General features: G+C 65.0%; 24 protein-coding genes, 1 tRNA gene and 1 pseudogene. 12 read left to right on the top strand and 14 right to left on the bottom strand.

All coding sequences use genetic code 11. The annotated features are described in order from the left end of the window. Positions 1-10 precede the first annotated feature (10 nt). Positions 11-571, top strand: a complete 561-nt coding sequence (locus AKI39_RS07325; RefSeq protein ID WP_066634095.1) for a putative colanic acid biosynthesis acetyltransferase — start codon at positions 11-13, stop codon at positions 569-571. Next, entirely contained in the window at positions 568-1818 is a 1251-nt protein-coding gene (locus AKI39_RS07320; RefSeq protein WP_066634094.1) for a glycosyltransferase WbuB, read from the top strand. The genes AKI39_RS07325 and AKI39_RS07320 overlap by 4 nt, the downstream gene beginning before the upstream one ends. A 57-nt stretch (positions 1819-1875) precedes the next feature. Here AKI39_RS07320 and AKI39_RS07315 read toward each other — a convergent pair whose 3' ends face one another. The 5 genes from AKI39_RS07315 to AKI39_RS07295 form a co-directional block, all read right to left on the bottom strand. After that, entirely contained in the window at positions 1876-2556 is a 681-nt protein-coding gene (locus AKI39_RS07315) for a helix-turn-helix transcriptional regulator (RefSeq protein ID WP_066634092.1), read from the bottom strand. A 239-nt stretch (positions 2557-2795) separates the two neighbouring features. Beyond that, positions 2796-3575, bottom strand: coding sequence for a helix-turn-helix transcriptional regulator (locus AKI39_RS07310; protein ID WP_066634090.1), 780 nt, complete (start codon positions 3573-3575; stop codon positions 2796-2798). A 540-nt stretch (positions 3576-4115) separates the two neighbouring features. Beyond that, positions 4116-5744 (bottom strand): glucosamine inositolphosphorylceramide transferase family protein, encoded by a 1629-nt coding sequence (locus AKI39_RS07305; RefSeq protein ID WP_066634088.1) that lies wholly within the window; start codon positions 5742-5744, stop codon positions 4116-4118. A 202-nt stretch (positions 5745-5946) separates the two neighbouring features. After that, positions 5947-7449 (bottom strand): sensor histidine kinase, encoded by a 1503-nt coding sequence (locus AKI39_RS07300; RefSeq protein WP_066634086.1) that lies wholly within the window; start codon positions 7447-7449, stop codon positions 5947-5949. Further along, positions 7446-8168, bottom strand: a complete 723-nt coding sequence (locus AKI39_RS07295) for a response regulator transcription factor (RefSeq protein WP_066634085.1) — start codon at positions 8166-8168, stop codon at positions 7446-7448. The genes AKI39_RS07300 and AKI39_RS07295 overlap by 4 nt, the downstream gene beginning before the upstream one ends. A gap of 186 nt (positions 8169-8354) precedes the next feature. On the opposite strand from AKI39_RS07295, the gene msrA reads away from it, so the two are divergent. Then, on the top strand, positions 8355-9074 hold the full coding sequence (gene msrA, locus AKI39_RS07290; RefSeq protein WP_066642406.1) for a peptide-methionine (S)-S-oxide reductase MsrA: 720 nt from the start codon (positions 8355-8357) through the stop codon (positions 9072-9074). A 3-nt stretch (positions 9075-9077) separates the two neighbouring features. Here msrA and AKI39_RS07285 read toward each other — a convergent pair whose 3' ends face one another. After that, positions 9078-9302, bottom strand: coding sequence for a hypothetical protein (locus AKI39_RS07285; RefSeq protein ID WP_145925216.1), 225 nt, complete (start codon positions 9300-9302; stop codon positions 9078-9080). A 67-nt stretch (positions 9303-9369) separates the two neighbouring features. Then, positions 9370-9696, bottom strand: a complete 327-nt coding sequence (locus tag AKI39_RS07280) for an NIPSNAP family protein (protein ID WP_066634082.1) — start codon at positions 9694-9696, stop codon at positions 9370-9372. Between the two features lie 135 nt (positions 9697-9831). Here AKI39_RS07280 and AKI39_RS07275 point away from each other — a divergent pair, with 135 nt between their 5' ends. From AKI39_RS07275 to AKI39_RS26210, 3 genes are all read left to right on the top strand, one after another. Further along, complete coding sequence (locus AKI39_RS07275; protein WP_066634080.1) at positions 9832-10626, top strand: N-acyl homoserine lactonase family protein; 795 nt, start codon at positions 9832-9834, stop codon at positions 10624-10626. 189 nt (positions 10627-10815) lie between these two features. After that, a complete protein-coding gene (locus AKI39_RS26215) occupies positions 10816-11247 on the top strand; it encodes a hypothetical protein (protein ID WP_083228683.1) in 432 nt (143 codons plus the stop codon). 39 nt (positions 11248-11286) lie between these two features. Beyond that, positions 11287-11496: a hypothetical protein gene (locus AKI39_RS26210; protein WP_338012423.1), complete on the top strand. Its 210-nt coding sequence runs from the start codon at positions 11287-11289 to the stop codon at positions 11494-11496. A 54-nt stretch (positions 11497-11550) separates the two neighbouring features. Here the strand turns inward: AKI39_RS26210 and AKI39_RS07265 are convergent, their stop codons facing one another. From AKI39_RS07265 to AKI39_RS07250, 4 genes are all read right to left on the bottom strand, one after another. Further along, positions 11551-12309: a carboxymuconolactone decarboxylase family protein gene (locus AKI39_RS07265; RefSeq protein ID WP_066634078.1), complete on the bottom strand. Its 759-nt coding sequence runs from the start codon at positions 12307-12309 to the stop codon at positions 11551-11553. A gap of 12 nt (positions 12310-12321) precedes the next feature. Further along, a complete protein-coding gene (locus tag AKI39_RS07260; RefSeq protein ID WP_066634076.1) occupies positions 12322-13212 on the bottom strand; it encodes an NAD(P)-dependent oxidoreductase in 891 nt (296 codons plus the stop codon). Between the two features lie 11 nt (positions 13213-13223). Beyond that, a complete protein-coding gene (locus AKI39_RS07255; RefSeq protein WP_066634074.1) occupies positions 13224-14582 on the bottom strand; it encodes an MFS transporter in 1359 nt (452 codons plus the stop codon). Between the two features lie 328 nt (positions 14583-14910). Beyond that, positions 14911-15651 (bottom strand): SDR family NAD(P)-dependent oxidoreductase, encoded by a 741-nt coding sequence (locus tag AKI39_RS07250; protein WP_066634070.1) that lies wholly within the window; start codon positions 15649-15651, stop codon positions 14911-14913. A 192-nt stretch (positions 15652-15843) separates the two neighbouring features. Between AKI39_RS07250 and AKI39_RS07245 the strand changes: the two genes are divergently transcribed. Together AKI39_RS07245 and AKI39_RS25445 are read left to right on the top strand one after the other, a co-directional pair. Beyond that, complete coding sequence (locus AKI39_RS07245; RefSeq protein WP_066634068.1) at positions 15844-18315, top strand: sensor domain-containing protein; 2472 nt, start codon at positions 15844-15846, stop codon at positions 18313-18315. Between the two features lie 203 nt (positions 18316-18518). Next, positions 18519-18632, top strand: a pseudogene (locus tag AKI39_RS25445) (DUF3363 domain-containing protein); the annotation flags it as partial. Positions 18633-18637: 5 nt separating this feature from the next. On the opposite strand, the gene AKI39_RS07240 reads toward AKI39_RS25445, so the two are convergent. Then, complete coding sequence (locus tag AKI39_RS07240) at positions 18638-19003, bottom strand: winged helix-turn-helix transcriptional regulator (RefSeq protein ID WP_066634066.1); 366 nt, start codon at positions 19001-19003, stop codon at positions 18638-18640. A gap of 90 nt (positions 19004-19093) precedes the next feature. Between AKI39_RS07240 and AKI39_RS25990 the strand changes: the two genes are divergently transcribed. Both AKI39_RS25990 and AKI39_RS07235 read left to right on the top strand, forming a co-directional pair. After that, the gene (locus tag AKI39_RS25990; RefSeq protein ID WP_235610767.1) at positions 19094-19237 is read left to right on the top strand and encodes a hypothetical protein; all 144 of its coding nucleotides are present in this window, start codon (positions 19094-19096) and stop codon (positions 19235-19237) included. After that, entirely contained in the window at positions 19237-20016 is a 780-nt protein-coding gene (locus AKI39_RS07235) for an SDR family oxidoreductase (protein WP_066634064.1), read from the top strand. Before AKI39_RS25990 ends, AKI39_RS07235 begins: the two co-directional genes overlap by 1 nt. A gap of 211 nt (positions 20017-20227) precedes the next feature. Here the strand turns inward: AKI39_RS07235 and AKI39_RS07230 are convergent. Further along, positions 20228-20304, bottom strand: a tRNA-Arg gene (locus AKI39_RS07230). A gap of 214 nt (positions 20305-20518) precedes the next feature. Then, positions 20519-21490 carry a LysR substrate-binding domain-containing protein gene (locus AKI39_RS07225; protein ID WP_066642405.1) on the bottom strand — a complete coding sequence of 324 codons (972 nt, stop codon included), beginning with the start codon at positions 21488-21490 and terminating at the stop codon, positions 20519-20521. Positions 21491-21753: 263 nt separating this feature from the next. On the opposite strand from AKI39_RS07225, the gene AKI39_RS07220 reads away from it, so the two are divergent. Both AKI39_RS07220 and AKI39_RS07215 read left to right on the top strand, forming a co-directional pair. Continuing rightward, complete coding sequence (locus tag AKI39_RS07220) at positions 21754-22824, top strand: tripartite tricarboxylate transporter substrate binding protein (RefSeq protein ID WP_235610766.1); 1071 nt, start codon at positions 21754-21756, stop codon at positions 22822-22824. 118 nt (positions 22825-22942) lie between these two features. Beyond that, positions 22943-24583 carry a thiamine pyrophosphate-binding protein gene (locus AKI39_RS07215; RefSeq protein WP_066642401.1) on the top strand — a complete coding sequence of 547 codons (1641 nt, stop codon included), beginning with the start codon at positions 22943-22945 and terminating at the stop codon, positions 24581-24583.

Below are 24583 nucleotides of genomic sequence, written 5' to 3'. Positions count from 1 at the left end.
AGCCGGCGCCATGGACACTTTCCAGAGACTCAATCTTTTCCAGTTGCCCGCCGGCTTCCGCGGCCGGAACGCCCTTTACGTGCAGGTGTGGTGGATGGTGCAAAGCACCGCGTTCCGCTATTCGCCGCAGTTCGCGTACGGCTTCCGCCGCTTCCTGCTGCGATTGTTCGGCGCCCAGGTGGGGCACAAGGTCCTGGTCCGCGCCAGCGCGAAGATTACCTACCCCTGGAAAGTACGCATCGGCGACTACTCCTGGATCGGCGACGACGTCGTTCTGTACAGCCTGGCCGATATCGACATCGGCCAGCATGCCGTCGTGTCGCAGCGGGGCTACCTGTGCGCCGGCGACCATGACGCAGCCCAGCCCGAGTTCCCCATCCGCGGCAAGCCCATCGTGATCGAGGACGGCGCCTGGATCGCCACCGACGTCTTCATCGCCCCAGGCGTGACCATACGCCGCAACGCCGTCATCGGCGCGCGCAGCTCGGTCTTCAAGGATATGCCGTCGGACATGGTCTGCCACGGAACACCCTGCCGCCCGATACGGCCGCGCGTGCGGATGCTTCCATGAAGATTGTCCTGTACGGCATCAATTTCGCGCCCGAGCTCACCGGCACCGGCAAGTACACCGGCGACATGGCCGCCTGGCTGGCCGCGCGCGGCCACCAGGTCACCGCCATCACCGCGCCGCCGTACTACCCGCAATGGCGCGTACAGCCCGGCTACCGCGCCGGCCGCTACGCCGCCCAGTCCTGGCAGGGCGTCAAGGTGCTGCGCGCCCCGCTCTGGGTGCCGCCCAAGCCCGGTGGCGCCAAGCGCCTGCTGCACCTGGCCACCTTCGCCCTGTCCAGCCTGCCCCTACTGCTGGCCTGCGCCCTCCGGCGGCCCGACGTCATCATGGTGATCGAGCCGCCGCTCTTCTGCGCGCCGGCCGCCGTCGCCGCCGCCCGCCTGTGCGGCGCCCATGCCTGGCTGCACATCCAGGACTATGAAATCGATGCGGCGTTTGAACTGGGGCTGCTGAAAGGACGCCGCCTGCAGCGGCTGGTCGGCGGCATGGAACGCTGGCTGATGCGGCGCTTCGACCGGGTCTCCACCATTTCCGCCCGCATGCTGGCACTGGCGCGCCACAAGGGCATCGACGAGGCCCGCCTCGTGCTGTTCCCCAACTGGATAGACGTGGACGCCGCCCGCGCCGGCGGCGCGGCGGTGGACTATCGCGTCCAGCTCGGCATTCCGCGCGATGCCACCGTCGCGGTCTATTCGGGCAACATGGGTGGCAAGCAGGGCCTGGAAACGCTGGCGGACCTCGCCTATATCCTGCGCCGCCGGCCGGACATCCATTTCATCTTCTGCGGCGAAGGCCACCAGCGCGAGGCGCTGCAACGCCGCTGCGCGGACCTGTCCCAGGTGCACTTCCTACCCCTGCAACCGGCCGAGCACCTGCCGGCGCTGCTGGCCACGGCCGATGTGCACCTGCTGCCCCAGCGCGCCGGCGCAGCCGACCTGGTCATGCCATCCAAGTTGACCGGCATGCTGGCCAGCGGCAAACCGGTCATCTGCGGCGCCGCACCCGGCACCGAGCTTGCCCAGGTCGTGGCCCAGTGCGGCGTCATCGTGCAACCGGAGAATCCGCGCGCCATGGCGCGCGCGCTGCTGCGCCTGGCCGGCTCGCCCGCGCGGCGCGCGGCGCTGGGCAGCGCCGCACTGCGCTATGCGAAGGCGCAGCTGCATACCGATACCGTCCTGGACCGCCTGGAACAGCAGCTGATGGCGCTGCGCGCACCGCCAGGCACCGCGGTCCAAAAAGCACAATAGCGCCCTGCCCCTGCCCCGGAGGGGCAGGCGGTTCGCGCCGCGCCGGCCCGAGGGCCGCTATGAGCCGGGGGGCGGTTCCTCGGTATGGCCGCCCGTCGGCTCGTCCCGCAACAACCCTTCCTGCACGGCGATATAGGCCGCTTCTGCCTGGTTCCGCGCATTCAGTTTCCAATACAGCGTCCGCGCGTGGCTTTTGACCGTGGCGACGGAAATGCCGATCTCGCGGCTGATCTCGCGCATCGTGCGGCCCTTCGCCAGCAGGCGCAGGATTTCCTCCTGCCGGGGGGTCAGCATGCGTATGGCCGCGTGGCCGCGTCCCGGCAGGTGCGGCGTGGCCTGCGTCGCCTCCACGATGGTGCGCGGAAAGCATTGCCCGCCGGCCAGCACCAGGTGCACGGCCGCGGTGATCGCCTCGGTTGTCGAAGACTTGGGCAGCAGGCCACAGACGCCCGTACGGGCCGCCTCCAGCATGAAGCGCGGGTCCAGGGCATCGTGCAGCACCAGCGTATGGCGCGGTGCCAGCAGGCTCATCGATGTCGACAACAAATGCAGATCGTTGTCCGTCACGCCCGCGATGCCCAGAACCAGCAACTCCACCGGGCGCACCGCGGATAAGGACAACTCGTTCAACTTCTGCGGCGCCATGGCCATGACGCTTTCAGGGCTGCGTGCCGTCTCCAATATATGTTGGATGGCGATGCGCAGAATGGCGTATTCCTCGATCAGGACGGTAGTCATTCGCCGGGAGCCTCTCACGATGTGCTGAGCGTCCCAGCCATGGCGCGGATCGGATCGATCGCGGCTTGCTAGGGAACGGCCTGCGCCATCGTATCAGCGGCACGCCACGATGCACCTCCGTCGTGCGGATGACGGCAGACGCATGGGGCTCAACGACCGTATTCCCAATGCAAAAAGCAAGCCCCGACTCTCATCGGAAGCTTGCTTCGAAGTGCGACCTGAACCGCGATCCTGTCGCGCTAGAGTCGGCTGCGCTCATAACTGGATCCATTGGCGCCGCCCGAATCCCAATCCAGCGTGGCGCCACGTTGCAAGGCCGTATATACCGCCTCCCCCTTGTTTTTGACCTGTAGCCGCTGGTACAGCGTGCAGGCATGGGTCTTCGCCGTCGCTACCGAAATATTGAGCATGCGGCTTACCGTCTTGATCGGATAGCCGCGCGACAGCAGCACCAGGACTTCGTATTGCCGCGGCGTGATCTTCAGCAATTGCGCGCCGGCCGTGATCGGCATCGCCATCTTCTGGCCCGTCCCGTGGTCGCCCTCGGCCGACATCAGCATCGCGGCGGCGGGTTGCGCATGCGAGGCGGTGGCCGCGACGGGCGCTTCGGCGGTCGCGGGCGCCTGAGCCATCTGGCCGCTGGGGAAGCATTGCCCGCCCGCCATGACCAGCCTTATGGCCGCCTCAAGCACCTCGATCGACGCCGTTTTCAGGAGACAGCCATGTATGCTGCCCTCCGGAAGGCGGGACAAGGCCTGCATAGGCATGTTGTCCACCAGCAGGAGGATGCGCTTGGGCGCGAGAACGCGACGCACGTCCGCCAGTGCCTGCCAACCGGCTTCGGTTTCGATAGGCAAACCGAAGATAAGCAATTCGGCGCCGCGGTTCTGTTCCGCGGCTTCGTCCAGATTCGCCAGATCCAGTCCGACGATTTCCCACACGCCTTCAACCTTGCCCAGAATTTGACGCAAGCCCAACCTCAAGAGTGGATGAGCCTCGATCAAGACCATTTTCGACATAGCTTTCCCCATAGGACATCATTAGATGCAACAAGAGTGCAGCAGTGAATGGTACGTAGCGCAAACACACGGCGGCTATTTTTTTGTTCGGTGTGCCTGCCGACCACATGGACGAGACGTTGGCGGAACCGACCGAAACTTGAGTAGTCATCGTTTGGATGACGCACTCATGTTATGGTTAGCCCCGTTCAAAATCAAGCTTGTCCAATCGACATAAACCGACAGGAAGCGAAGTCATCCGTTAGTATCAATCGGGTGCCCGCCGCGCCGCTGTTCCTGATTTTTTCCGCACCAATAAACATGCCGCCGCGCTGGTTTAAAAGCGGAACTAAAAGAGTTTTGAATGGAGTCGGACTGCAAGCTTTTGCAAGTGCCGCAGGGCGAGTTGTGTCTTCATGTTGAGCTCCAAGCCTTGTTTCATGCGGGTTTCGAGGGGGAGCGGCGCTACGCTGCTGCTGCTTCGTGCGATGCGCCGTGATAATGCCGCGGGGGAGCGCCGTTTACCGGCGCGCCACGCGCGGTAACGCTTTCCGGTACTTGTTATTCCATAAATGCAAAGTCGAACACGGTATGCCCGCCGTGGTGGTGCCAATGATGCATGGATGCGAAAGGCTTACGCAGGAAATTCGGGTAATGCACCGGCCCGTCGGCCTCCCGGTAGGTGTGCGGCGTCAGCTCTTCTATCCGGTTCAGCGATACGCCCTTGCCGTAATGCTGGAAGCCCTGCGACTGCGCGCAGCGGATCACGCTGCCGTCCGGGGCCAGGATCATCCCTGCGTTGCGGGCCTTGATGGGGCTATGCACGATGGGATTTTGCGAGTGCGGGGTCCAGTGGTCCGTATCCGGCCGTTCGGCGTAGAACGCGAACAGCTCATCGCAATGGCTCACGCCGTCGGTACGGTCGATGTTGGTGAACAGCCACCAGTGTCCCCCATAAGGGAAAACGATGGTATCGACGGCGGAAATATTATTCATCAGTGTGCAGTGCAGTTCCCATTTCAACGGGAACTCGCTGCACTTCCACAATTCGATGGTGCGGTTACCGCAGGTTTCCGGAACCATGTAGGTATGGCCCGAATACTCGAAAATATAGGGAAAGCTCAGGTGGTAGGGCAGGTCCAGCACCACCCCCAGAAAGCGGAATTGGCCATCGATATACGTCGCGACGGAAATCTTCCCTTTTCGTTCACGGAAGTAATAATCCTCGAAGAAAATATAGGGTTGTCCATTACGGGTATACACGAAGGGGTCGGCGAAGAAACGGTCCTTGGGCGGCTCCATCACCGCGGCCTCGGAGGTAACGACTTCCTGGCGCCCGGTCGGGCACATGCCGATGCGCCATCGCACGTTCCGCTTCATGGCGCGCCGCAGCACCATGCTCGAGGCCAGCCATGCCTGACGCGCCAGGTAGGCGGCGCCATCCCACTGCACAGGCAGCGGGCGCGTCATGGCCGTGTGGATCTGCAGGGACGATGACGGCTGCTTGCGCCGCTCGGGACTCACCATCGCCTCCAGGGTATCGAAGATCATCAGATTTCCCAGGCTCAGGGCGCGCGCGCGGTTCTTCAGCCAGAACACCTCGGTATTGAAACTCCGCGCATCCAGCAGCTCGTCGGCCTGTTCGGTCGCCCCCACGCGCCACAACTTGACCGTGGTGTAGTCGGCACGCTGGTAGACCTCCCAGAAGCCGGCATGGGCGAGATCCAGTTGGTCCTTCAGCTCGGAATGCACCAGCATCCATACGCCCGCCGCCGGCAGCGAGGCCAGTTCGCCCCGTATCGCCGGCGCGCCGAGGATGAGTATCACATCCAGGTTCAACGCCATCAGCGCGCGCAGCTGCGCGGTATCCGCGACCACCTGTCCACCGGCACCGCGCGTGATGCCCAGGGCCACCACAGGTGTATCGGCAGGTAGCGATGCGCTCAGCTCGCTCGTCGCCAGCTGGGCGCGATGCCGCGTCTCCAGCATGCGCGACTCCAGCCGCGCCACGGTGCCTAGCGGGTCGCGCGGCCAGGGCAGGCTGCGTTCCGTGGATGGGGTGGCGTCACCCGCGACGATCAGCGCGGCAATGTGAAAGTGCTCATCCCGCGATAGCCACTGGGCAATGTCATGCACCCACCCCGCCTGATTCGTGGCATTCACGAGTAACGCAATGGTCTTTTTGTCCATGTCGTATCCGGTTCCAGCGTTCACGTCATACCTACACCGCGAAGATAGTGCGCGCAGTAATGCGAGAGCTCCAGAATGCGTTCATCCTAGGACGGACGTGCGATCATGCTTGCGGCGTATCCTAGGTCGAAAGCACGGCCATACACCTATCGGTGTACAGGAGCGACCGCGCGGTGCCTTGTGCCTACTGGTGGCGTCGGTGCTAGACGTCCGGAATTGTCGACAAGACGGCCCGCGCGGGCAGGCGGAACTCGAAGACGGCGCCGCGGCCGGCGTGGGGCACCAGCCGTATGTCGCAACCGTGCAGCGCCAGAATCCTGTGCACGGTAAGCAGGCCCAGGCCGCCGGTCTGGCGGCGATCCGCGCGCCATACCGACGCGCGCGTGAACAGGTTTTCCCGCAGGGGTTCGGGGATGCCGGGCCCCTCGTCGCTGACGGTGACCATGGCGGCGCCATCGGCCGCCGTCATGCGAACGTCCACGGTACCACCGGCTGGGCTATGGCGAATGGCGTTGTCGAGCAGATTGGTCAGGACGCGTTCGATCATCCCGAGGTCGGCCTGCACGGGCGGTAGATCGCGATCGAATCCTGCCGCCAGGCGTAAGCCGCGCGCCTCGGCCGCCAGTTCGAACTTCTGGAAGACGTCCTGCACCAGATCGGGCAACGCGAACACCTCCTTATCCGGTTGGATCAATCCCGATTCCAGGCGCGCCAGTTCGAACAGGGACTGCGCCAGCCGCCCAACCTTGCGGCTCTGGCCGAGCGCGATTTCCAGGTAGCGGCGGCGCTCCGCGCTGTCCAGGCTATCGGCCTTCATCAGCAGCGTTTCCAGATACCCGTGCAGCGAGGTCAGCGGCGTGCGCAGGTCGTGCGAAATATTGGCGACCAGCTCGCGACGCTGCTGGTCCTGGCGGCTGAGTTCGCGCCATTGCTCCGCGATACGTGCGGCCATCTGGCGGAAGGCCTGCTCCAGCACGCCGATTTCGTCTCCGCCGGCCGGCGGCATGGCCGTGGCGGGCGAGGCCCGCAAGGTGGCGGTGGCGGCCGCTTCATTGCCGTCGAAATCCCGCACTACCGCGGTCAGGCGCCGCAACGGCCGGGTAATCAGGCCGAATGCGACCAGCCCGGCGATCAGGCAGCACAAGGCGACCAGCCCCAGGGACAGCAGCGTCGTGCGCGTCGCGGCACTGGCCCCGAGGTTTGCCGCCACGGCATCGCGGCGTTCCCCCTGGAGCACAACATAGACATAGCCGGCGTCCTGCCCGTTGACCTTCAAGGGCGCGGCATCGAAGACCTTGCGTCCGGCCGGGCTGCGCGGATCGTCGCCCAGGATGGGCAGGGGCGCGCCGGCCAGCAGCTGCCGAACCGGTTCGATATCCACCTGATTGCGTTTCAGGTGCCCGCGCGGCGCCGCGTCGCCGACGATATGGCCGTCTTCCGACAACAGATAGACTTCGACGCTGGGATTCACCGCCATCAGCTTGTCGAACAGTTCGCGCACGGCGGCCGGGCGCAGGCCTTCCGCATCCATCAAAGGCGCGCTGTCGGCGATATGCCGGGCCAGCCCGATGGACAGGCGCTGCGCGGTTTCCTCCTCGCGCATCCGGCTGGCGCTGACCTGCAGCCACGCCGCGGCGGCGGTGCATGCCAACAGCAGCACGGCAAAAACCAGCGACAGGCGCTGCGACAAGCTCAGCCGTTTCATGCGTCGTCTCCGCTACCGGCCGCGGCGAAGCGGTAGCCCTTGCCCCATACCGTCAGGATGCGCCGCGGTTGCGCAGGGTCGGCCTCGACCTTCAGCCGCAGCCGGTTGATGTGGGTGTTGACCGTATGCTCGTAGCCGTCGTGCTGGTATCCCCACACCTGGTGCAGCAGGTCCATGCGGGAAAAAACCTTGCCCGGATGGCGCGCGAAGAAATACAGCAGATCGAATTCGCGGGGCGTCAGGTCCACCGCCTTGCCGTCCACATAGGCCTCGCGCGCCAGCGGATCGATGCGCAGGCCGGCGATGTCCAGCACGCCGCCCTCCATGCGGGCATCGCGCGCCAGCGCGTCCACGCGGCGCAGCAGCGCCTTCACGCGCGCCACCAGCTCCAGCATCGAAAACGGCTTGGCCAGGTAGTCATCCGCGCCCAGTTCCAGGCCGATGATCCGATGCACTTCGCTGGCGCGGGCGCTGGTCACGACGATGGGCGTATAGCGCACCATGGCGCGTGCCCGGCGGCAGATTTCGAGTCCGTCCACGCCCGGCAGCATCAGGTCCAGGACCAGCAGGTCCCAGCCACCGCCCTCGAGCAGGCGCAGGCCGCTGTCACCGTCGGCGGCATGGACTACGTCATAGCCTTCGTCGCGCAGGTGCAGCCGCAGCAGTTCGGCGATGTGGGCATCGTCTTCGACGATCAGGATGCGTTTGGGCGAGGTCATATCGGCAAGGGCGTCCGGGCCTGCGGTGTGGCCCGACGGCCGCTATTGTCGCGCAGCGGCAAGCCACCGGCCGCGCCAGCGCGGGAATATCACGGTTAATTTAAGTTTGCACCTGCATGGCGGCGGCATAATTTGCTCGCAAACCGCCCTCTTCGCCCGCACCGCCGCCTTCGGAGTCCCGCCATGATGCTTGCCACCCGTTCCCTGGCCAGATGGCCTTTCCTGGCCCTGGCCGCCGGCGCCGCCATCGCGGCGGCCTTGTTGGCCGGCCATGCCCCGGCCGCTGCCGCCGAAGATGCCGTCACCCTTCCGGCCCCCGCGCTGGACGAGCCGGCAACGGCGGCGGCCACCGAGACCGCCGTCTTCGCCGGCGGCTGTTTCTGGGGCGTGCAGGGCGTTTTCCAGCACGTGCGCGGCGTGACCCAGGCCGTGTCCGGCTACGCCGGCGGCAAGGCCGGCACGGCGCATTACGAGCAGGTCAGCGACGGCGATACGGGTCACGCGGAGTCGGTACAAGTCACCTACGACCCTCGCCTGATCAGCTACGGCAAGCTGCTGCAAGTGTATTTCTCGGTCGCCCACGACCCCACGCAGCTGAACCGGCAGGGTCCCGATACCGGAACGCAGTACCGCTCGACCATCTTCGCCGCCAACGAGATGCAGCGCCAGGTGGCGCAGGCCTATATCGCGCAACTCGGCAAGGCCGGCGTGTATGGCAAGCCCATCGTCACGACGCTGGAAGACCTGAAGGGCTTCTATCCCGCCGAGGCCTATCACCAGAACTTTCTGGTGAACAACCCGCGCTATCCGTACATCGTCTTCAACGACCTGCCCAAGATCGCCAACCTGAAGCAGTTGTTCCCCGGCCTTTACCAGGAACAGCCGGTCCTGGTGGCGGTGAAGTAGCCCCTAGCGCCGCGGCGTGGCGTCGCGCTCGGGCCTTGCCGGCCGCTCGCTGCCCGGTGCGGTGCCCACGGCCACGCGGACCAGGTTGGGACGCCAGCGCTGCCTGCACGATTCGACGCTTTTGCCTTCCTGCAGTCCGCGGTAGAACCCGGCCGCCTGCTCCACGGTGCGGAAATGGTAAAAACTGCCGCCATGCCTGACCATGCGCCCATCGCGACCTGAGTCCATGTTGCATCTCCCCAGAGTGAACCCGACCAGGCTGCAAGCGCCATGCCAGACATGGCGTGGCCGGGCCCTAGCGCAATGCCGAGTAGGCCGTCGGTGCCAGGAACTGGTTCTCCACCCTTTCCACGATGATCTTCTCGGCTTCGGTCGCATTGCGCTGCCGTATCCACTCCGGATCCGACTGGAAGGCATTCCACTTTTGCTCGCGCTCGGCGAGGCTTTCCCACTTCAGCAGATAAGTCAGCGCCTGGTTGCTCGGGCCGGCCAGGGTGGTCCAGAAGCCGATCTGTTCGATCCCGTACTTTTCGAAGAACCCTAGCGTGATAGTGGTGAAACGCTCATGCAGGGCCGGCAGCCGGCCGGGGGCGCAGTGATAGACACGCATTTCGACGATCATCCGTACATCTCCTGTTGAGGGTTGGAACCGCGGACGCATGATAGCGCTTCTCGGCGGGTTGAATTGTATTATTGACTGACTGTAATACATTGCCTATGATCGGCCATCCCGCATCCCGGACGGAGGAGACCCGCCATGCTTCCCGAGTACGAAGTCTTTGCCATCAAGTACGGCGAACATCAACGCACGGCCAGCGCCAATTTCCTGGGCGGGGACCCTCACAACGGGCCCATGCCCATGGATTATTTCGTCTGGCTGATCCGCGACGCTTCGCGCGTGTGGGTCGTGGACGCCGGCTTCGATGCCGAGGAAGCGCGCGCCCGCGGCCGCAAGCTGATTCACCCCATGCGCGACGCGATGAAGTTGATGAACGTGGATGTCGACGCCGTGCGCGACCTGATCGTCACGCACATGCACTATGACCACGTCGGCAATCTGGCGGCCTATCCCAATGCCGTTTTCCATCTGCAGGACCGCGAGATGGAGTACGCCACGGGCCGGTACATGGCGCACCGCTGCATCGCCGAAGCCTTCAACCTGCGCGACGTACTGCAGATGGTCGAACAGGTCTACGCGGGCCGCGTCCGCTTCCATGACGGGGATGCCGAGATCGCGCCCGGGCTCACGGTGCACCACGTCGGCGGCCATACCAAGGGCCTGCAGGTGGTGCGGGTGCATACGGCGCGGGGTTGGGTCGTGCTGGCATCCGATGCCTCGCACTACTACCGCAATATGGAGGAAGGCCGCCCCTTCCCCGCCGTGTTCAACGTCGGGGACATGCTGGAAGGACACCGCCGGCTGGAAGCGCTGGCCGACAGCCATGCCCACATCGTGCCCGGACACGACCCCCAGGTGCTCCTCCGCTATCCGCCGCCCACCCCCGCTCTGGCCGGCAAAGTCGCGGTATTGCACGTGCCGCCGCAGCAGTAGATACATTTTGTATTCATTCAGTACGCTCCGCGTGCGCGTCCCTCGCATATAGGTCATCTGCGCCCGCGCAGATCGGCGCCGGGATCCCACCGGAGAGTCATGAATGGCAGAAGTCATCAGTCGTCCAGTGCTGTTTTTCATCGTTTGCCTTGTGGCGATGTCCCTTGCCGCCTGGGCGGTGTTCTGCTCTTGCGGCGCAGCCGCCTCCTGGGCAACGACGCGCGAGAGGACTTCAGCGTGGTGCAGTCCGCCACGCTGACGCTGCTGGCATTGGTCATCGGGTTCAATCTTTCGATGGCCGTCAGCCGCTATGACCAGCGCAAGAACTACGAGGAAGAGGAAGCCAACGCGATCGGCACGCAGCTGCTCCGGGCGGACCTGCTGCCCACCGACGAGGCGGCAGCCTTGCGCGCGCTGCTGGCCAAATACCTGGAGCTGCGCATCAGGTACTACCAGGTGCGCGACAAGGACACGCTGGACGCGATCAACCGGGCCAGCGAAAAACTGCAGGCCCGGATGTGGCACGCCGTGCGTGCCGGCGTCGCGGCGCAGCCCAACGCCGTCAACGCGCTCGCGGTATCGGGCATGAACGATGTCATCAACCGACAGGGCTACACGTAGGCCGAATGGTCCAACCGCATCCCGCCGGCCGCGTGGTACTTGATGATCGTGATCGGCCTGCTGGGCAACGTACTGGTCGGCTACGGCTCGCGCAGCGCCGCATCCCGCAGCCGCTTCCTGGTGATCATGCCCATGGTCGTCGCCTTGTCGTTCATGCTCATCGCCGACGTCGACAGCCCGCGCGGCGGCATCATACGGGTGGCGCCGGAGAACCTGCTCATCGTGGCAGAGTCGTTGTCCGCGCCGTGACACCGCCGCGCGGGCCGGGGTACGGTGCATGATGCAAACGGGCCCAGCCGCACCCTAGGCGCCCCGCGCGGCCCACGCCTCTTCCAGGATAGGAACCGCCACGGCGGCACCATGGATGCCCAGGGTGCTGACGATCTCCAGCATCTCCATGATTTCGTGCGGCGTGGCGCCATAGCCGATGGCGTTGCGCATGTGCAGCTTCAGCCCCGGCAGGTACAGGTGCGTGGCCGAAGCGTCGAAGGCGCAGTAGATGAGTTCCTTGACCTTCGGGGCCAGCACGCCGGTGCGCCATGGCACGGCCGAAAAATCCAGATAGGCCTGGAAGAACTCCGGATCCAGCTCCAGCAGCCCTTCGAAGGTTTCGTGCCAATAGCCGCGGTGCTTGCGGAAGTCCTGCTTCAATGCCTCCCGCCGGGCGTCCAGCGGCGCCGGACCGCCCCGCAGGCCCTCTTCCCGGAGGACCTCCAGCAGGAGCGGCACGCCCACATTGGCGGCGTGGATGCCGATGGTGCTCGTCAGCTCCAGGACCTCCATCAGTTCCTCGCGCGTGGCGCCGTGGCGGATGGCGGCCTCGATATGCGTCCGGATCCCCGGCCGGTAAAGATGCGTGGCCGCCGCATCGGCGGCGATATGGATGAACTCCTTGACCTTGTCTTCCAGGTGGTTCTTCTGCCAGGGCACTGCCGCCAGGTTCAGGTAGGCCTCGAAGAAGCCCGGGTCCAGACGCAGGATGCTTTCCCATTCCGGGCCCCAGGCGCCGCGCAGACGCACGAAGGCGTCCTTCAGATTCCGCTGCCGTTCGGTCAGATCCATGGTTCGTCCCCTCTAGTCCTTGAGCCTTACGCCGCCCGACACATCGCCGATCGCATCGACCACCCGATTGCTGATCTTGTCGCCATAGCCCAGCGCGGTCGCCAGCCCGAAGCAGGACATGGGCCCCGCGGCGTTGAGCGTCGCCACGCCCAGCTCGCGCGCCAGGTCCACGTACAGGACCACGTCCTTGGTCATGAGCTTGTTCGTCAGGCCGCCTTCCAGGTAATTGCCGTCGACGATGTAGGGAAAGCGATTCTGCGTGGCGAAGTTCACCCCGCTGCTGCTGTTCAATACATCCAGCAGTTGGTGCAGGTCCAGGCCGGCCTTCTTGCCCGCCACCATGACTTCCGCGGTGGCGGCCAGACTGACCGCGTTCAGGAAGTTGTTCAGCAGCTTGGTGGTGTGCCCGGCGCCGCTGGCGCCCATGTGCAGCGCCTTGGCGCTGAAGGGCGCGAAGACCCAGCGCACCGATTCCACCGCATCGGCGTCGCCGCCTATCATCAGTGTCAGCGTGCCTTTCTCGGCCGCCGCCGCGCCGCCCGAAATGCCGGCGTCGATGTAATGGACGCCTTTGTCGCGGAACAGCTTGTGCAGCCGCATGGTGGAGCTTGCCGCCGCCGTGCTCAGGTCCACGACGACCTGTCCGGCGCGGCAATGCGCCAGCACGCCGTCGGGGCCTTCGACCACGGCCTCGACGACATGGCTGTCCGGCAGCGACATCAGCACCACGTCGGCCCCGGCCACGACGTCGCGCACGCTGCCGGCGGCGTCCGCGCCGCAGGCGGCCGCGCGCGACGAATCGGTATCGAAGCCGATGACCGCGATGCCCGCCTGCACCAGCCGCCGCGTCATGCGGCCGCCCATATTGCCCAATCCAATGAAACCTGCCTTGTCCTTGCGCATGGCCGCTATCCTCAGAAGTCCACGTCACGGGTCTCCGGACCCATCATGGCGCCGATCGTGCCGATCACGCCCCCGATCACCAGCAATGCCACCGGCGCCGCCCGCATGGGCATGAACCTGGCCAGCCCGTTCATATAGAAGGCATAGAACGAGGGAATGATCACGGACAGGCTAAACCCCACGCCGAAGCCTGTCGCGCGCACATCGGTGACGAACCGTTCGTTGATGTAGGTGACGATCACGCCCCACGGCGAGGTCACCAGTACCGACAGCAGCACGACCAGCAGCATGATCACGGGCAGCGGCATGCCGTCCGCGCGCGACAGCGCGTAGAACAGCGCCGCCCCGACGGTAGCGATCAAGGGCCCCGCCAGGATGAAGAAGCGCCGGCGCCCGATGTGCTGGCCCAGCATGCCGGAACCGATATAGCTGAAGAAAAGCGCCGCATAACACACCAGCAGGGTGGCGGAGGTATCGAAGGCATTCAAGTGCAGGGTACCGGACAGCAGGCCCGTGGGCATATAGATGGTGATCAGGTTCTGGGTCAGCCAAAAGCCGGTCATCAGCAGCAGTACCTGCAGCAGGTTGCGTCCGCTGCGTCCGCGCACCAGGTCCATCAGCGGAAGTTTTTCCTTGGCGACGGCGGCGCGGCCGCCCTCTTTCTGCACCTCAGTCTGCCAGATCTCCGATTCGGCAACCTTGTGGATGTAGTACCAGGCCAGCACGCCGGCCAGGCCCGCGCCGATCAGGAACGGAATGCGCCAGCCCACCTGCGCATACGGCGACTGTGCGCCGGCCAGTGGAAACAGCGCGAACATCAGCATCGCCACCAGGTTGATGCAGACATAGGCCGCCGGAAACCCGGCCAGGATCAGGCCCCCGACGAAGCCGCGCTGCGACTTGTGCGAGTATTCGATGGCCAGCGGCATCGCGCCGGTATAGCCGCCGCCCAGGAAAATGCCGTCGACGAACCGCAGCGCCACCAGCAGTAGATAAGACGCGATGCCGATGCTGTCATAGCCGGGCAGCAAGCCGATCAACAGCGTGACCACGCCAAAACCCGAGACCGACCAGATCGATGCCTTGCGGCGTCCGATACGGTCGGCCACCATGCCGAATATCAAGGCGCCGATGGGACGGCCCAGCAGCGTGGTGATGAACACCAGCGACGCCAGCAAGGTCTCGGTTTCCGGCGCGATGCCGCGCGGCTGGAAATAGAACAGCACGGGGGCCAGCACCACCACGGGCAGATAGATGTCGAACATGTCGATGAACTCCGAGAAGAACGCGCCCTTGATGGCGTTCTTGCGTTTCTGCTCGGTGGAATCGTCGGCGAGCGTCGCCGGCGCGGCTTGGGCGATCGAGACCATGGGGCTGCGTCCTCCTTATCGATGTGATTGACGGATTGTCTGACGACAAATCCGACAAAAAAATTCCGCCGGGACTCGGCGGGATCAGGCGATGCCGACATGGCCATCGCGTCGCGAGTATTCCCCGGTGATGACGGGGTAAGGGCCCAGGACCGTACCGGCGCACGCGCGGGGACGGCCCAGGCACAGACTAAAACGCGTCATACAATCGGTCAATATTATTGACCTGGGGTTTACCCGAGGAGACGCTACGCAGCCGCGCCCTCCCTTGCGGGGCATGCCGTTGGTGGCGAAGCGGGCGGGAGTGGTCACCCCGAGGGGGTGCGCTTCAGCCGTTGACCATGCCGCCGTCGATGTTGATGATCTGGCCCGTGATGTAGCTTGCCGCATCGCTGCACAGGAACACGATCGTGCCGGCGACTTCATCGGCACTGCCCCAGCGGCCCAGCGGGATCTCGCGCCGCAGTGCGTCGCCGCGCGCTGCGATCAGCCCGGCGGGCATGGCCGTATCGATGATGCCCGGGGCCACGGCATTGACCAGCACGTCCGGGGCCAATCGGCGCGACAGCGCGCGCGTCAGTCCCGCGATGCCGCCCTTGGACGCGGAATACGCCAGATGGTCGAAGGAGCCTCGCCGATAGGCCAGCGAGGCGGCCATCACGATGCGCGCGGCGCGCCCGTCCGGGGCGCGCAAGCGCGGCGCTGCCGCGCTGGCCAGGTCGAAGGCCATATCCAGGTTCACCGACATGGTGCGGTCCCACACCGCGCGGCTTTCCGGCGTCAGGTCGTCCGCCTGGTAGATACCGGCCATGTGGACCACCCCATACAGTTCACCGGTCGTATCGAAAAGCTGGCGGCAGGCCCCGGGCTCGCTCAGGTCCGCGGCGAGCGCGCGGTGCGCGCCGTCCGGACGCAGCGTCGCGGCCACGCGCCTCAGCGCGGCTTCGTCGCGGTCCACCAGGATCACCGAAACCCCCAACGCATCCAGCTGGCGCGCGCAGGCCGCGCCGATGCCGCCCGCGGCGCCCGTTATCAGTATCGTCCGGTCCGACCAGGTCTCGGCAGTCATGCTTGTCTCCTGTCCATGTTGTGGCTTGGGTGCGTCAATTCCGCGTGCGGCGCGATTCCTGCGCATGCGGCAAGCGGCGCCGGTCCTTTTCAAATCGCATAGTATTGCCAGACGTCGAAATCATAGGCGCAATAGAGCAGGACCAGAACGCCGCCAAACGCAGGGCGGCCCTGCATACATCGGGAGCATGGGATGTCTGTCGCTATACCTACGAACCAGCCGGACTGGCGGGTTAGCGCGCCGGGAATATTGAACGCCATCTTCGCGGGATTCCGGCATCCCGTCATCGTCAAGGATGAGCAGTTTCGCTTCGTCTATCTGAATCCGCCGGCCTGTACGATGCTGCGGCGTCCCCTGGCGGAGGTCATCGGAAAAACGGACCACGACTTCCTGCCGCGCGAGGAGGCCGACGCCGTCGTCGCGGTCGATCGCTCGGTGTTCGCGACCGGCGAGGAACGTGTTTTCGAGGAAACCATCACATCGCCGCAAGGCAGCAGGACCCTGGTCACGCACAAGCATTGCGTCGTGCTGCCCGACGTCGACCAGCTTCGCCGCTTCCTGATCGCCATGATCACGGATGTGACGCAGCTGCGGGAAGCCGAGCGGGTCCTGCGGGAAGGCGAGGCGCTTATCCGCAGCATGTTCGAAAGCAGCCCCGATTGCGTCCGTCTCCTGGACCTGACCGAGAAACCGCTGCTGATGAATCCGGCTGGACGGGAGATCTTCGGTTTGTCGGAGGACGCGGACCCGGGCGAGGCGCGATGGGAACGCGTGGTGGCGCCCGAGCATGCCCCGGCGATACAGGCAGCGTTTTCCCGCGCGCGAGCGGGCAAGCGCGCCAGGTTCGAGCTGACCATCACGGCGCATGACGGGAAGGTCCGCTGCATGGACGTGATCGCCTCGCCTGTCGTGGACAAGGAGGGCAAGGTGGTCCGTATCCTGACCATCTGGCGCGATATCACCGAAGCGCAGGCCGCCCGCGATGTGACCGAGTCGGCACTGCGCGCGGCCGAGAAGGCCGCGGACCGGCTTGCGTCCGTCCTGGAGAGCACGCTGGATTGCGTTTGGGTGGTGGACCACGACTGGCGGCTGACCTACATGAATACCAAGGCGCGGCGGCTGCTCGGCCTGGGGGACGAGGCGATCGGCCAGAGCATTTGGCATCTGTATCCGGAGGAAGTGGACGGCGCGTTTGCCGCGCAGTACAGGAAAGCCGTGGCGACGCGGGAGTCCATCACGTTCGAGGAATATCTGGCAAGCCTGGGCATATGGCTGGAGGTCCAGGCCGCCCCCACGGAAGAAGGACTTTCGATATTCTTCCGCGACATATCCGACCGCCGCAGAGCGGAGCAGGAGCGTTTCCAGGCCCAAACCCAGATCGTGCACATGTCCCGGCACGATGCCCTGACCAACCTGCCGAACCGGGTCCTTACCCGGGAGCGGCTGGAATGGGCGCTGGCCGACATGAAGCCCGACACGCTGTTGGCGATCCTGATACTGGACCTGGACGGCTTCAAGTCCGTCAACGACGCCTACGGCCACCCCGTCGGGGACTTGTTGTTGCGACGGGTCGCGGACCGCTTGCGTGCATTTGCCGGCGAAGCCGGCACCCTCGCCCGGTTGGGCGGCGACGAATTCGTTCTCATACAGCCCGCCGTCGCGCACCGCGACGAGGCCGACCGCTTGGCCGAGCAGATCATCCGCACGCTGGACGAGCCTTTCGACCTGGAAGGACTGTCGGTCACCATCGGCGCCAGCGTGGGGATTGCTTTCGCGCCCGAGGGCGGCAACACCGCGGACCAGTTGATCCGGGCCGCCGATGTCGCGCTTTATCGCGCGAAATCCGGCGGACGAAGCACGTATCGACGATATGTGGACAGCATGGACGCGAGCGTCCAGGCCGGGCAGGAGCTCAAGGTCGCGCTGAAGGGCGCCATCGAGCGTCGCGAGCTGGAACTGTACTTCCAGCCGCAGATCGAACTGGCATCGAACAAGGTCACCTGCTGCGAGGCGCTGATTCGGTGGCGCCACCCCGTCAAGGGCATGATTTCGCCGGCGGAGTTCATTCCCCTGGCCGAGGAAAGCGGGCTGATCATTCCGATCGGAGAATGGGTCTTGTACACGGCGTGCCGCGAAGCGGCAGCCTGGCCGGGCGACATCGGCGTCGCGGTCAACCTATCGAGCTTGCAGTTCAAGAAAGGCGATCTGGTGCGCACGGTTTCCGCCGCCCTCGGCGCCTCAGGGCTGGCCGCCAGCCGGCTGCAGCTGGAAATCACGGAATCGGTGATGCTAGACGAGAGCGATACGAACCTGCGTATCCTGCAGGAGATCCGGCGGCTGGGGGTGACGTTCGCGATGGACGACTTCGGCACCGGCTATTCGTCGCTGGGCTATCTGCGTACCTTCCCATTCGACAAGATCAAGGTGGACCGCGGCTTCATCAGCGATCTGCCGGACGGCCGGGAATCCCTGGCCATCGTGCGCGCGGTCGCGGGCATCGGACGCAGCCTGGGGATTACCACCACGGTGGAAGGCGTGGAAACGCAGGCGCAGTTGGATGTTATCCATGCCGAAGGCTTCGACGAAGCACAGGGGTATTTGTTCTCGCGGCCGTTGCCGGCATCCGATATTGTTGAATTTCTGCGGACGGCCGGAACGCGCTAGAAAAAAAACGGTTCAGGGATGAACCCTGAACCGCTTTTTGATCGGTACTGCAAGAAATTCTGGCGCGCCCGGCAGGATTCGAACCCACGACACCTCCCCGTAAGTTGGCCTATCGGCAAGCGAGTCACCTTCTCGCCCTGCCGCCGTCCTGGGCCATCACCCTCAATTCCCGAAGAACACCTATGAGCAAGCCTGCCATGTCCGTCCCGTGGAAACCCGTGATCGAACCGCGGCTGGGGCAGCAGATCGCCGCGACTGTGCGTGGAGGTGGGGTGTCTTGGGAAGTCGGGTGCAATCGAGGAATCTCGATTAGCTAAAGCCGTCAGGCACTCGGGGCTTCGTCCGGGACTTTATTTTCAAGCGAGGAATCTCGCTTTTCCGCCCATTTCAGCATTGCATCCAAGGCAGGACACAAGGCTTGCCCCCACTCCGTTAGGCGGTACTCGACCTTGGGGGGCACCTGCGGATACAGCTTTCGAGACACGATCCCGTCAGCCTCCAACTGCCGAAGCTGCTGAGCCAGCATCTTCTGAGAGATCCCGGGGATCAGTTTCTCGAAGTCCGAATAGCGCTGCACTTTTCCATCAAACAGATGGAAAAGGATGATCAGCTTCCATCGACCTTCTAGCAGCCGAAGCACTTCTTCTACGCCGTTTGCGGCGGTTGCCGGGGTGTATACCTTGCTCATAACTCAGTAGCTTACTTTTTTGTGCGTTCTTGATGAATCCATAGTCTATGACCAAAATGGATGTACAGCAAACCACAGGAGTACGCAACTATGTCTCTCTCTCTGCCATATTCCATTTCTATCTACTTTGAGGTGAAGACCAATGTCGTTGGCAGCTTCCCTGGTAGCCCGGTGCAGCTCGACCATGTTTTTAGTCTGGTGGCCGACAAGATCCAGTCACTGAGGATCGAGTGATGTCCATGAACTTCGAATTGCACGGCAAGCGCGTCCTGGTGACCGCAGGCACCAAGGGCGTCGGCAAGGCTGTTGTCGGCCTGTTCCGCGAACTCGGTGCGAAGGTGCTCACCACGGCACGAAAGCAACCAGCCAACACGTCGGCAGACATTTTTGTAGCTGCCGACCTGACGACCATCGAGGGCTGCGACACCGTGGCGCAGGCAGTCCTGGCCAACTTCGGCGGCGTTGACATCATCGTCCACGTCGTGGGCGGTTCGACGGCACCCGGCGGAGGCTTCGCCGCGCTGGACGAAGACGAGTGGCAGCATGAACTGAATCTCAATCTGCTGCCTGCTGTTCGACTGGATCGTGCGCTTTTACCCGTCATGCTGGCGCAAAGCGCCGGCGTTGTCATTCATGTCACCTCGATCCAGCGCGAGCTTCCCTTGCCGGAATCGACCACCGCGTATGCGGCGGCGAAGGCCGCACTCTCTACGTATAGCAAGAGTCTGTCAAAGGAAGTTTCACCGAAGGGCATTCGTGTCGTCCGGGTAGCGCCGGGGTGGATCGAGACAGAGGCGTCGGTGGCTCTGGCCGAGCGGCTTGCCACGCAGGCGGGCACAGACTACGAAGGCGGCAAGAAGATCATCATGGATTCGCTAGGAGGCATTCCGCTGGGACGGCCATCAAAGCCCATAGAGGTGGCAAATCTCATCGCATTCCTAGCCTCCCCACGTGCTGCTTCCATCACGGGAACGGAGTACGTGATTGACGGGGGCACGATTCCGACCGCATAGGCGCACGGAAACTAACGGGCGCCGAACAAGCCGCGCAGAATATCGATAGTCGGAATGTAGGTGTACTGCCCACCAGTCAATCAACCTGCTGGCAGTCATGCGCACAATTCGCATGCAGCAAGTTCCCAAAAAGTCCCGGGAAATAAAAAAGCGGCTTGAAGGAGTAAGCCTTCAAACCGCTTCTAACTGCTTGAGAACAAACAGTGAATATTGGCGCGCCCGGCAGGATTCGAACCCACGACCCCTTGGTTCGTAGCCAAGTACTCTATCCAACTGAGCTACGGGCGCTTTGGTACTGCTGCTGAAGTTTTGCTGGAATTCGCCGTTTGGCAAGGATCCGCGCAACGCTTCAGTAAAGGAGAAAGATTATAGCACGCTTTTCTTTCTCTTCAAGCCCGGAGGGCTTGGCCTTGAATCCCCTGCGCTTCAGCGGCGTCTCTTTCGAGAAGAAACGCCCTGTCGCCGCAGGAAAGCCCGCAACTATATCAGAAAGCCGGCGGGCTCAACTCTTGGCTCGGCGTTTCAGCGGCGCGGCTCGGCGGCGGGCGGAATGTGGAGCGCGCGCGGCCGCCTTGCCCTTGCCGCTCGCTTGCCCGGACACCTGGCTGAAGTATTCCTTGATGGCGTCCGTGAAGGCGGTGCGGCTGTGGCGGGCGCGCTCCAGCAGGCCCACCCGGCGATGCACCTCGACGCCCGGCAAGGGAATCACGCGCAAGGCACGGTCTTCTGCCCAGGTCACATTGGCCAGGCGTGGCACGATGGATACGCCGAAGCCATGGCGCACCAACTCGATGATGGCCTCCACCGAATTCAATTCCATGCTTTCGCGCACCTGCGCGTCCACCCGGTCCAGGACCTCCTGCACCAGGATGCCGGTCCAGGTATTGCGCTCGAAGCGTAGAAAGGGCGATTCCGCCAGCACACGGTCCACCTTGGCCGGCAGGGCGAAATGCGGTTCGCGCGGCACGATCAGGATCATGGGTTCCGTGTACAGCGGAGTCCACAGCAGGTTGGAGGACAGCGGATGCGGCGGCTGCGTGACGATGGCCGCATCCAGCTCGCCGCGTTCGACGCGCAGCGCGAAATCGCTGGACAACCCCGCGAACAGGCGCACGTCCAGGCGCGGGTAGCGCTGCCGCACGGTCCACAAGGCATCGGCAAAGGATCCCATCAGGGCCGACACCAGCGCGCCCACCACCATGGTTCCAAACATGCCGTCGCCGCCGGCTTCCGCGCCCAGCGACTCGTAGCGCCGCACGATGTCGGAAATCTCCGGCACAAGCGCGCGGCCGGCCGGGTTCAGTACCGCCGCGCGGGCGCTGCGATCGAAAAGCTGGCAATTCAGGCTTTCTTCCAAGGCACGTATCTGCAGGCCGACGGCCGCCGGCGTCAGCCCGATTTCCTTGCCGGCGGCCGCGAACGTACCGTGGCGCGCGACGGCAAGGAAGGTTTTCAAGGTTCGTATGGAGGACATGGCAATCAAGGGGTAGGCCCGCGCGCCTGGGACGCCGCGGAAGGCCGGGGCCGGCGCGCGCATCGAAGGAGCGCCATGACGACAAGCCTTACTTTTGCTCAACGGAAGAATTATTAGCTTTTACTTTATAGATGCCCCATAGAACAATGGGGCGGGCCATGCCAGGCGGCAACGGCGACTCCGGCCCGCATAACCACAACGACATCCATGACAGCGTGGCGCAGGACGCGCGCGGCGGGTGACGCGCCACCGGAGGAGACCCCATGAAACGCATCGCATCGAGCGCCATGCGCGCGTACACCTGGCTGCGGCGGCGCGCCTGTCCACTGGCCCACGCGCCGCTGGCCAGGACCACCGCCGCCGCACGGCACACGGCCGCCATCCTGGCCTGTACGCTGCCGGCCTGCGCGGCAGCGGCGGACGCCCGCTATCCGGACCACCCCATGACCATCGTGGTGCCCTTCAGCGCGGGCGGCGATGCCGACCTGGCGGCGCGCAACCTGGCCAAGGCGGTGCAGGCCATGCTGCCCCAGCCCATGGTGGTGCTGAACAAGGGCGGCGCGAATGGCGCGATCGGATCGATGTTCGTGCGCGAGGCCGCCCCGGACGGCTATACGCTGCTGCTGGCGCGCGTGGGCTCGCAGGCCATCCTGCCCGCGCTGCAATCCGACCTGAAGTACCAATGGAACGACTTCACGCCGCTGGGCCTGCTGGATCTCAATCCCATGGTGTGCGTGGTCAACGGCGATGCACCGTACCGCACGCTGCGCGATCTGGTGGACGCCATCCGCACGCAACCTGGCAAGCTGAACTACAGCACGTCCGGCCCGGCGACCGTACTGAACCTGGCCACGCAGATACTGCTGGACGCCGCCGGCCTGCCGCCGCAGGCCGCCGCCCAGATCGTCTACAAGGGCGGCGGCGAAGCCACCGCCGCCGTGCTGTCCAAGGAAGTCCAGTTCAGCTGCAACAACGTCACGGCGCTGATCGGCAACGTCAAGGCCGGGCGGCTGCGCGCCTTGGTGACCACCACCGCACAGCGCCTGCCGGAACTGCCCGACGTGCCGACGGCCAAGGAAACTGGCTATCCCCAGCTGGAGCACATCAGCGGCTGGAGTGCCCTGTATGGGCCGCCGGGCATGCCGGCCCCGCTCGTGCGGCAATGGGCGGACGTGCTGCAACGGGTCGCGAAAGACCCCAACTGGCTCGCCGGCGTGCAGAATATCGGTTCCATCCCCAACGTGATGGCGCCGGCCGCCACCACGCGGTTTGCCCAGGAGCAGTATCTTCTCTTTCGCGACCTGGGAAAGAAGCTGGATATACAGATCAAATAAGGCTGGCGGACGCCACGCGCAGCCGCCGATACAAACCAGGCAGACGCCACACGCGTATGCCGATATGCACCAGGCCTGCGCCACCGGCGCGGGCCGACGACAGGAGGAACACCGCATCATGACCCGATCCCGCAACGGCGCCGACGCGCTCGTGCAGACCTTGGCCAGCGCCGGCGTCAAACGCATCTTCACGCTGTCGGGCAACCACATCATGCCGGTGTTCGACGCCTGCATCGACGCCGATATCGATCTGATCCACGTGCGCCATGAGGGCGCGGCCGTGCACATGGCGGACGCGTGGGCGCGCCTGACCGGCGAAGTGGGCGTGGCCATGGTCACCGGCGGACCTGGCCATGCCAACGCGGTGTCGGCGCTGTACACCGCCGCCATGGCGGAGTCCCCCGTACTGCTGCTGTCCGGCCATGCACCGAACAATCAGCTGGGCATGGGCGCCTTCCAGGAAATGCGCCAGGCGGACGTCGCCGAGCCGCTGACCAAGTGGTCGGGCACGGTGGCCGGCGCGGACGGCATGGCGCAACAGGTCGGCCAGGCCATCCGCATGGCGCGCGCCGGCCGCCCCGGCCCGGTCAGCCTGGGGCTGCCGACCGATGCGCTGGAAACGGCATGCAGCGCACAGGCCGACGCCCCGCAATCGTTCGAGGCCGTTCCCCAGGCACTCGATGCCGAGACCGCCGCATCGCTGATCCGCCGCCTGCAGGCCGCCAAACGCCCGCTGATCCTGACCGGCCCCGCCGCGATGAGGGGGCGGACGCTGGCGCGGGCCCGCGAACTAGAATCCGCGTGCGGCATCCCGGTGGTCGGCATGGAAAGCCCGCGCGGCATCGGCGATCCCAGCCTGGGCGCCTTCGCGCAGATGCTCGCGCAGGCGGATTGCATCCTGCTGCTGGGCAAGCGGCTGGACTTTACCCTGAAGTTCGGCCAGGCGCCGGCCATCGCGGCGGACTGCCTTTTCCTGCAGGTCGACGCGGAAGCCGCGGAATTCGAACGCACGCGACGCGTGGTGGGCGCGCGCCTGGCGGAATGTGCGCTGGCCGATGCGGCTTGCGCGCTCGAGGCCCTGCTGCAGGCCACCGCGGCCGGTTCGGACAGGCATGATGCGTGGACGCGCGATGTGCGCGACGCCATCGCCTATCGGCCGCCGGCGTGGCAGACCGCCAGCTCCACGCTGGCGGGCCGCATGCATCCCGTGCAAGCGCTGGCCCCGCTGCAGAAGCTGCTGGACAGCCATCCCGATTCGGTCTTCATCGCCGACGGCGGCGAAATCGGCCAATGGGCCCAGGCCTGCCTGCACGCGCCCAACCGCGTCATCAACGGCGTGGCGGGGTCCATAGGCGCGGCCCTGCCCTTCGCCCTGGCGGCGCGGCTGGCGCGTCCCGACGCGCCCGTCGTCACCGTGATGGGCGACGGCACCTTCGGCTTCCATACGGCGGAAATCGATACCGCCGTGCGCTACAAGCTGCCCTTCATCGCCGTGGTGGGCAACGATGCGCGCTGGAACGCGGAATACCAGATCCAGCTGCGCGACTACGGCAAGGACCGCCTGATCGGCTGCGAACTGCTGCCGGCGCGCTACGACGCCGTCACCGCCGCATTCGGCGGTTTCGGCCGGCAGGTCACCGATCCCCTGCAGCTTGCCGCCGCCATCGACGAAGCGCATCGCTGCGCGTTGCCGGCCTGCCTGAACATCATGATCGAGGGCGTGCCCGCGCCCAACGTATCGCGCCCGGCGCAGGCCTGA

Source organism: Bordetella sp. H567, from assembly GCF_001704295.1.
Classification (GTDB): domain Bacteria; phylum Pseudomonadota; class Gammaproteobacteria; order Burkholderiales; family Burkholderiaceae_B; genus Bordetella_C.
Note: the sequence above shows the minus strand (reverse complement) of the source record. Positions and strands in the feature narration are given on the sequence as shown.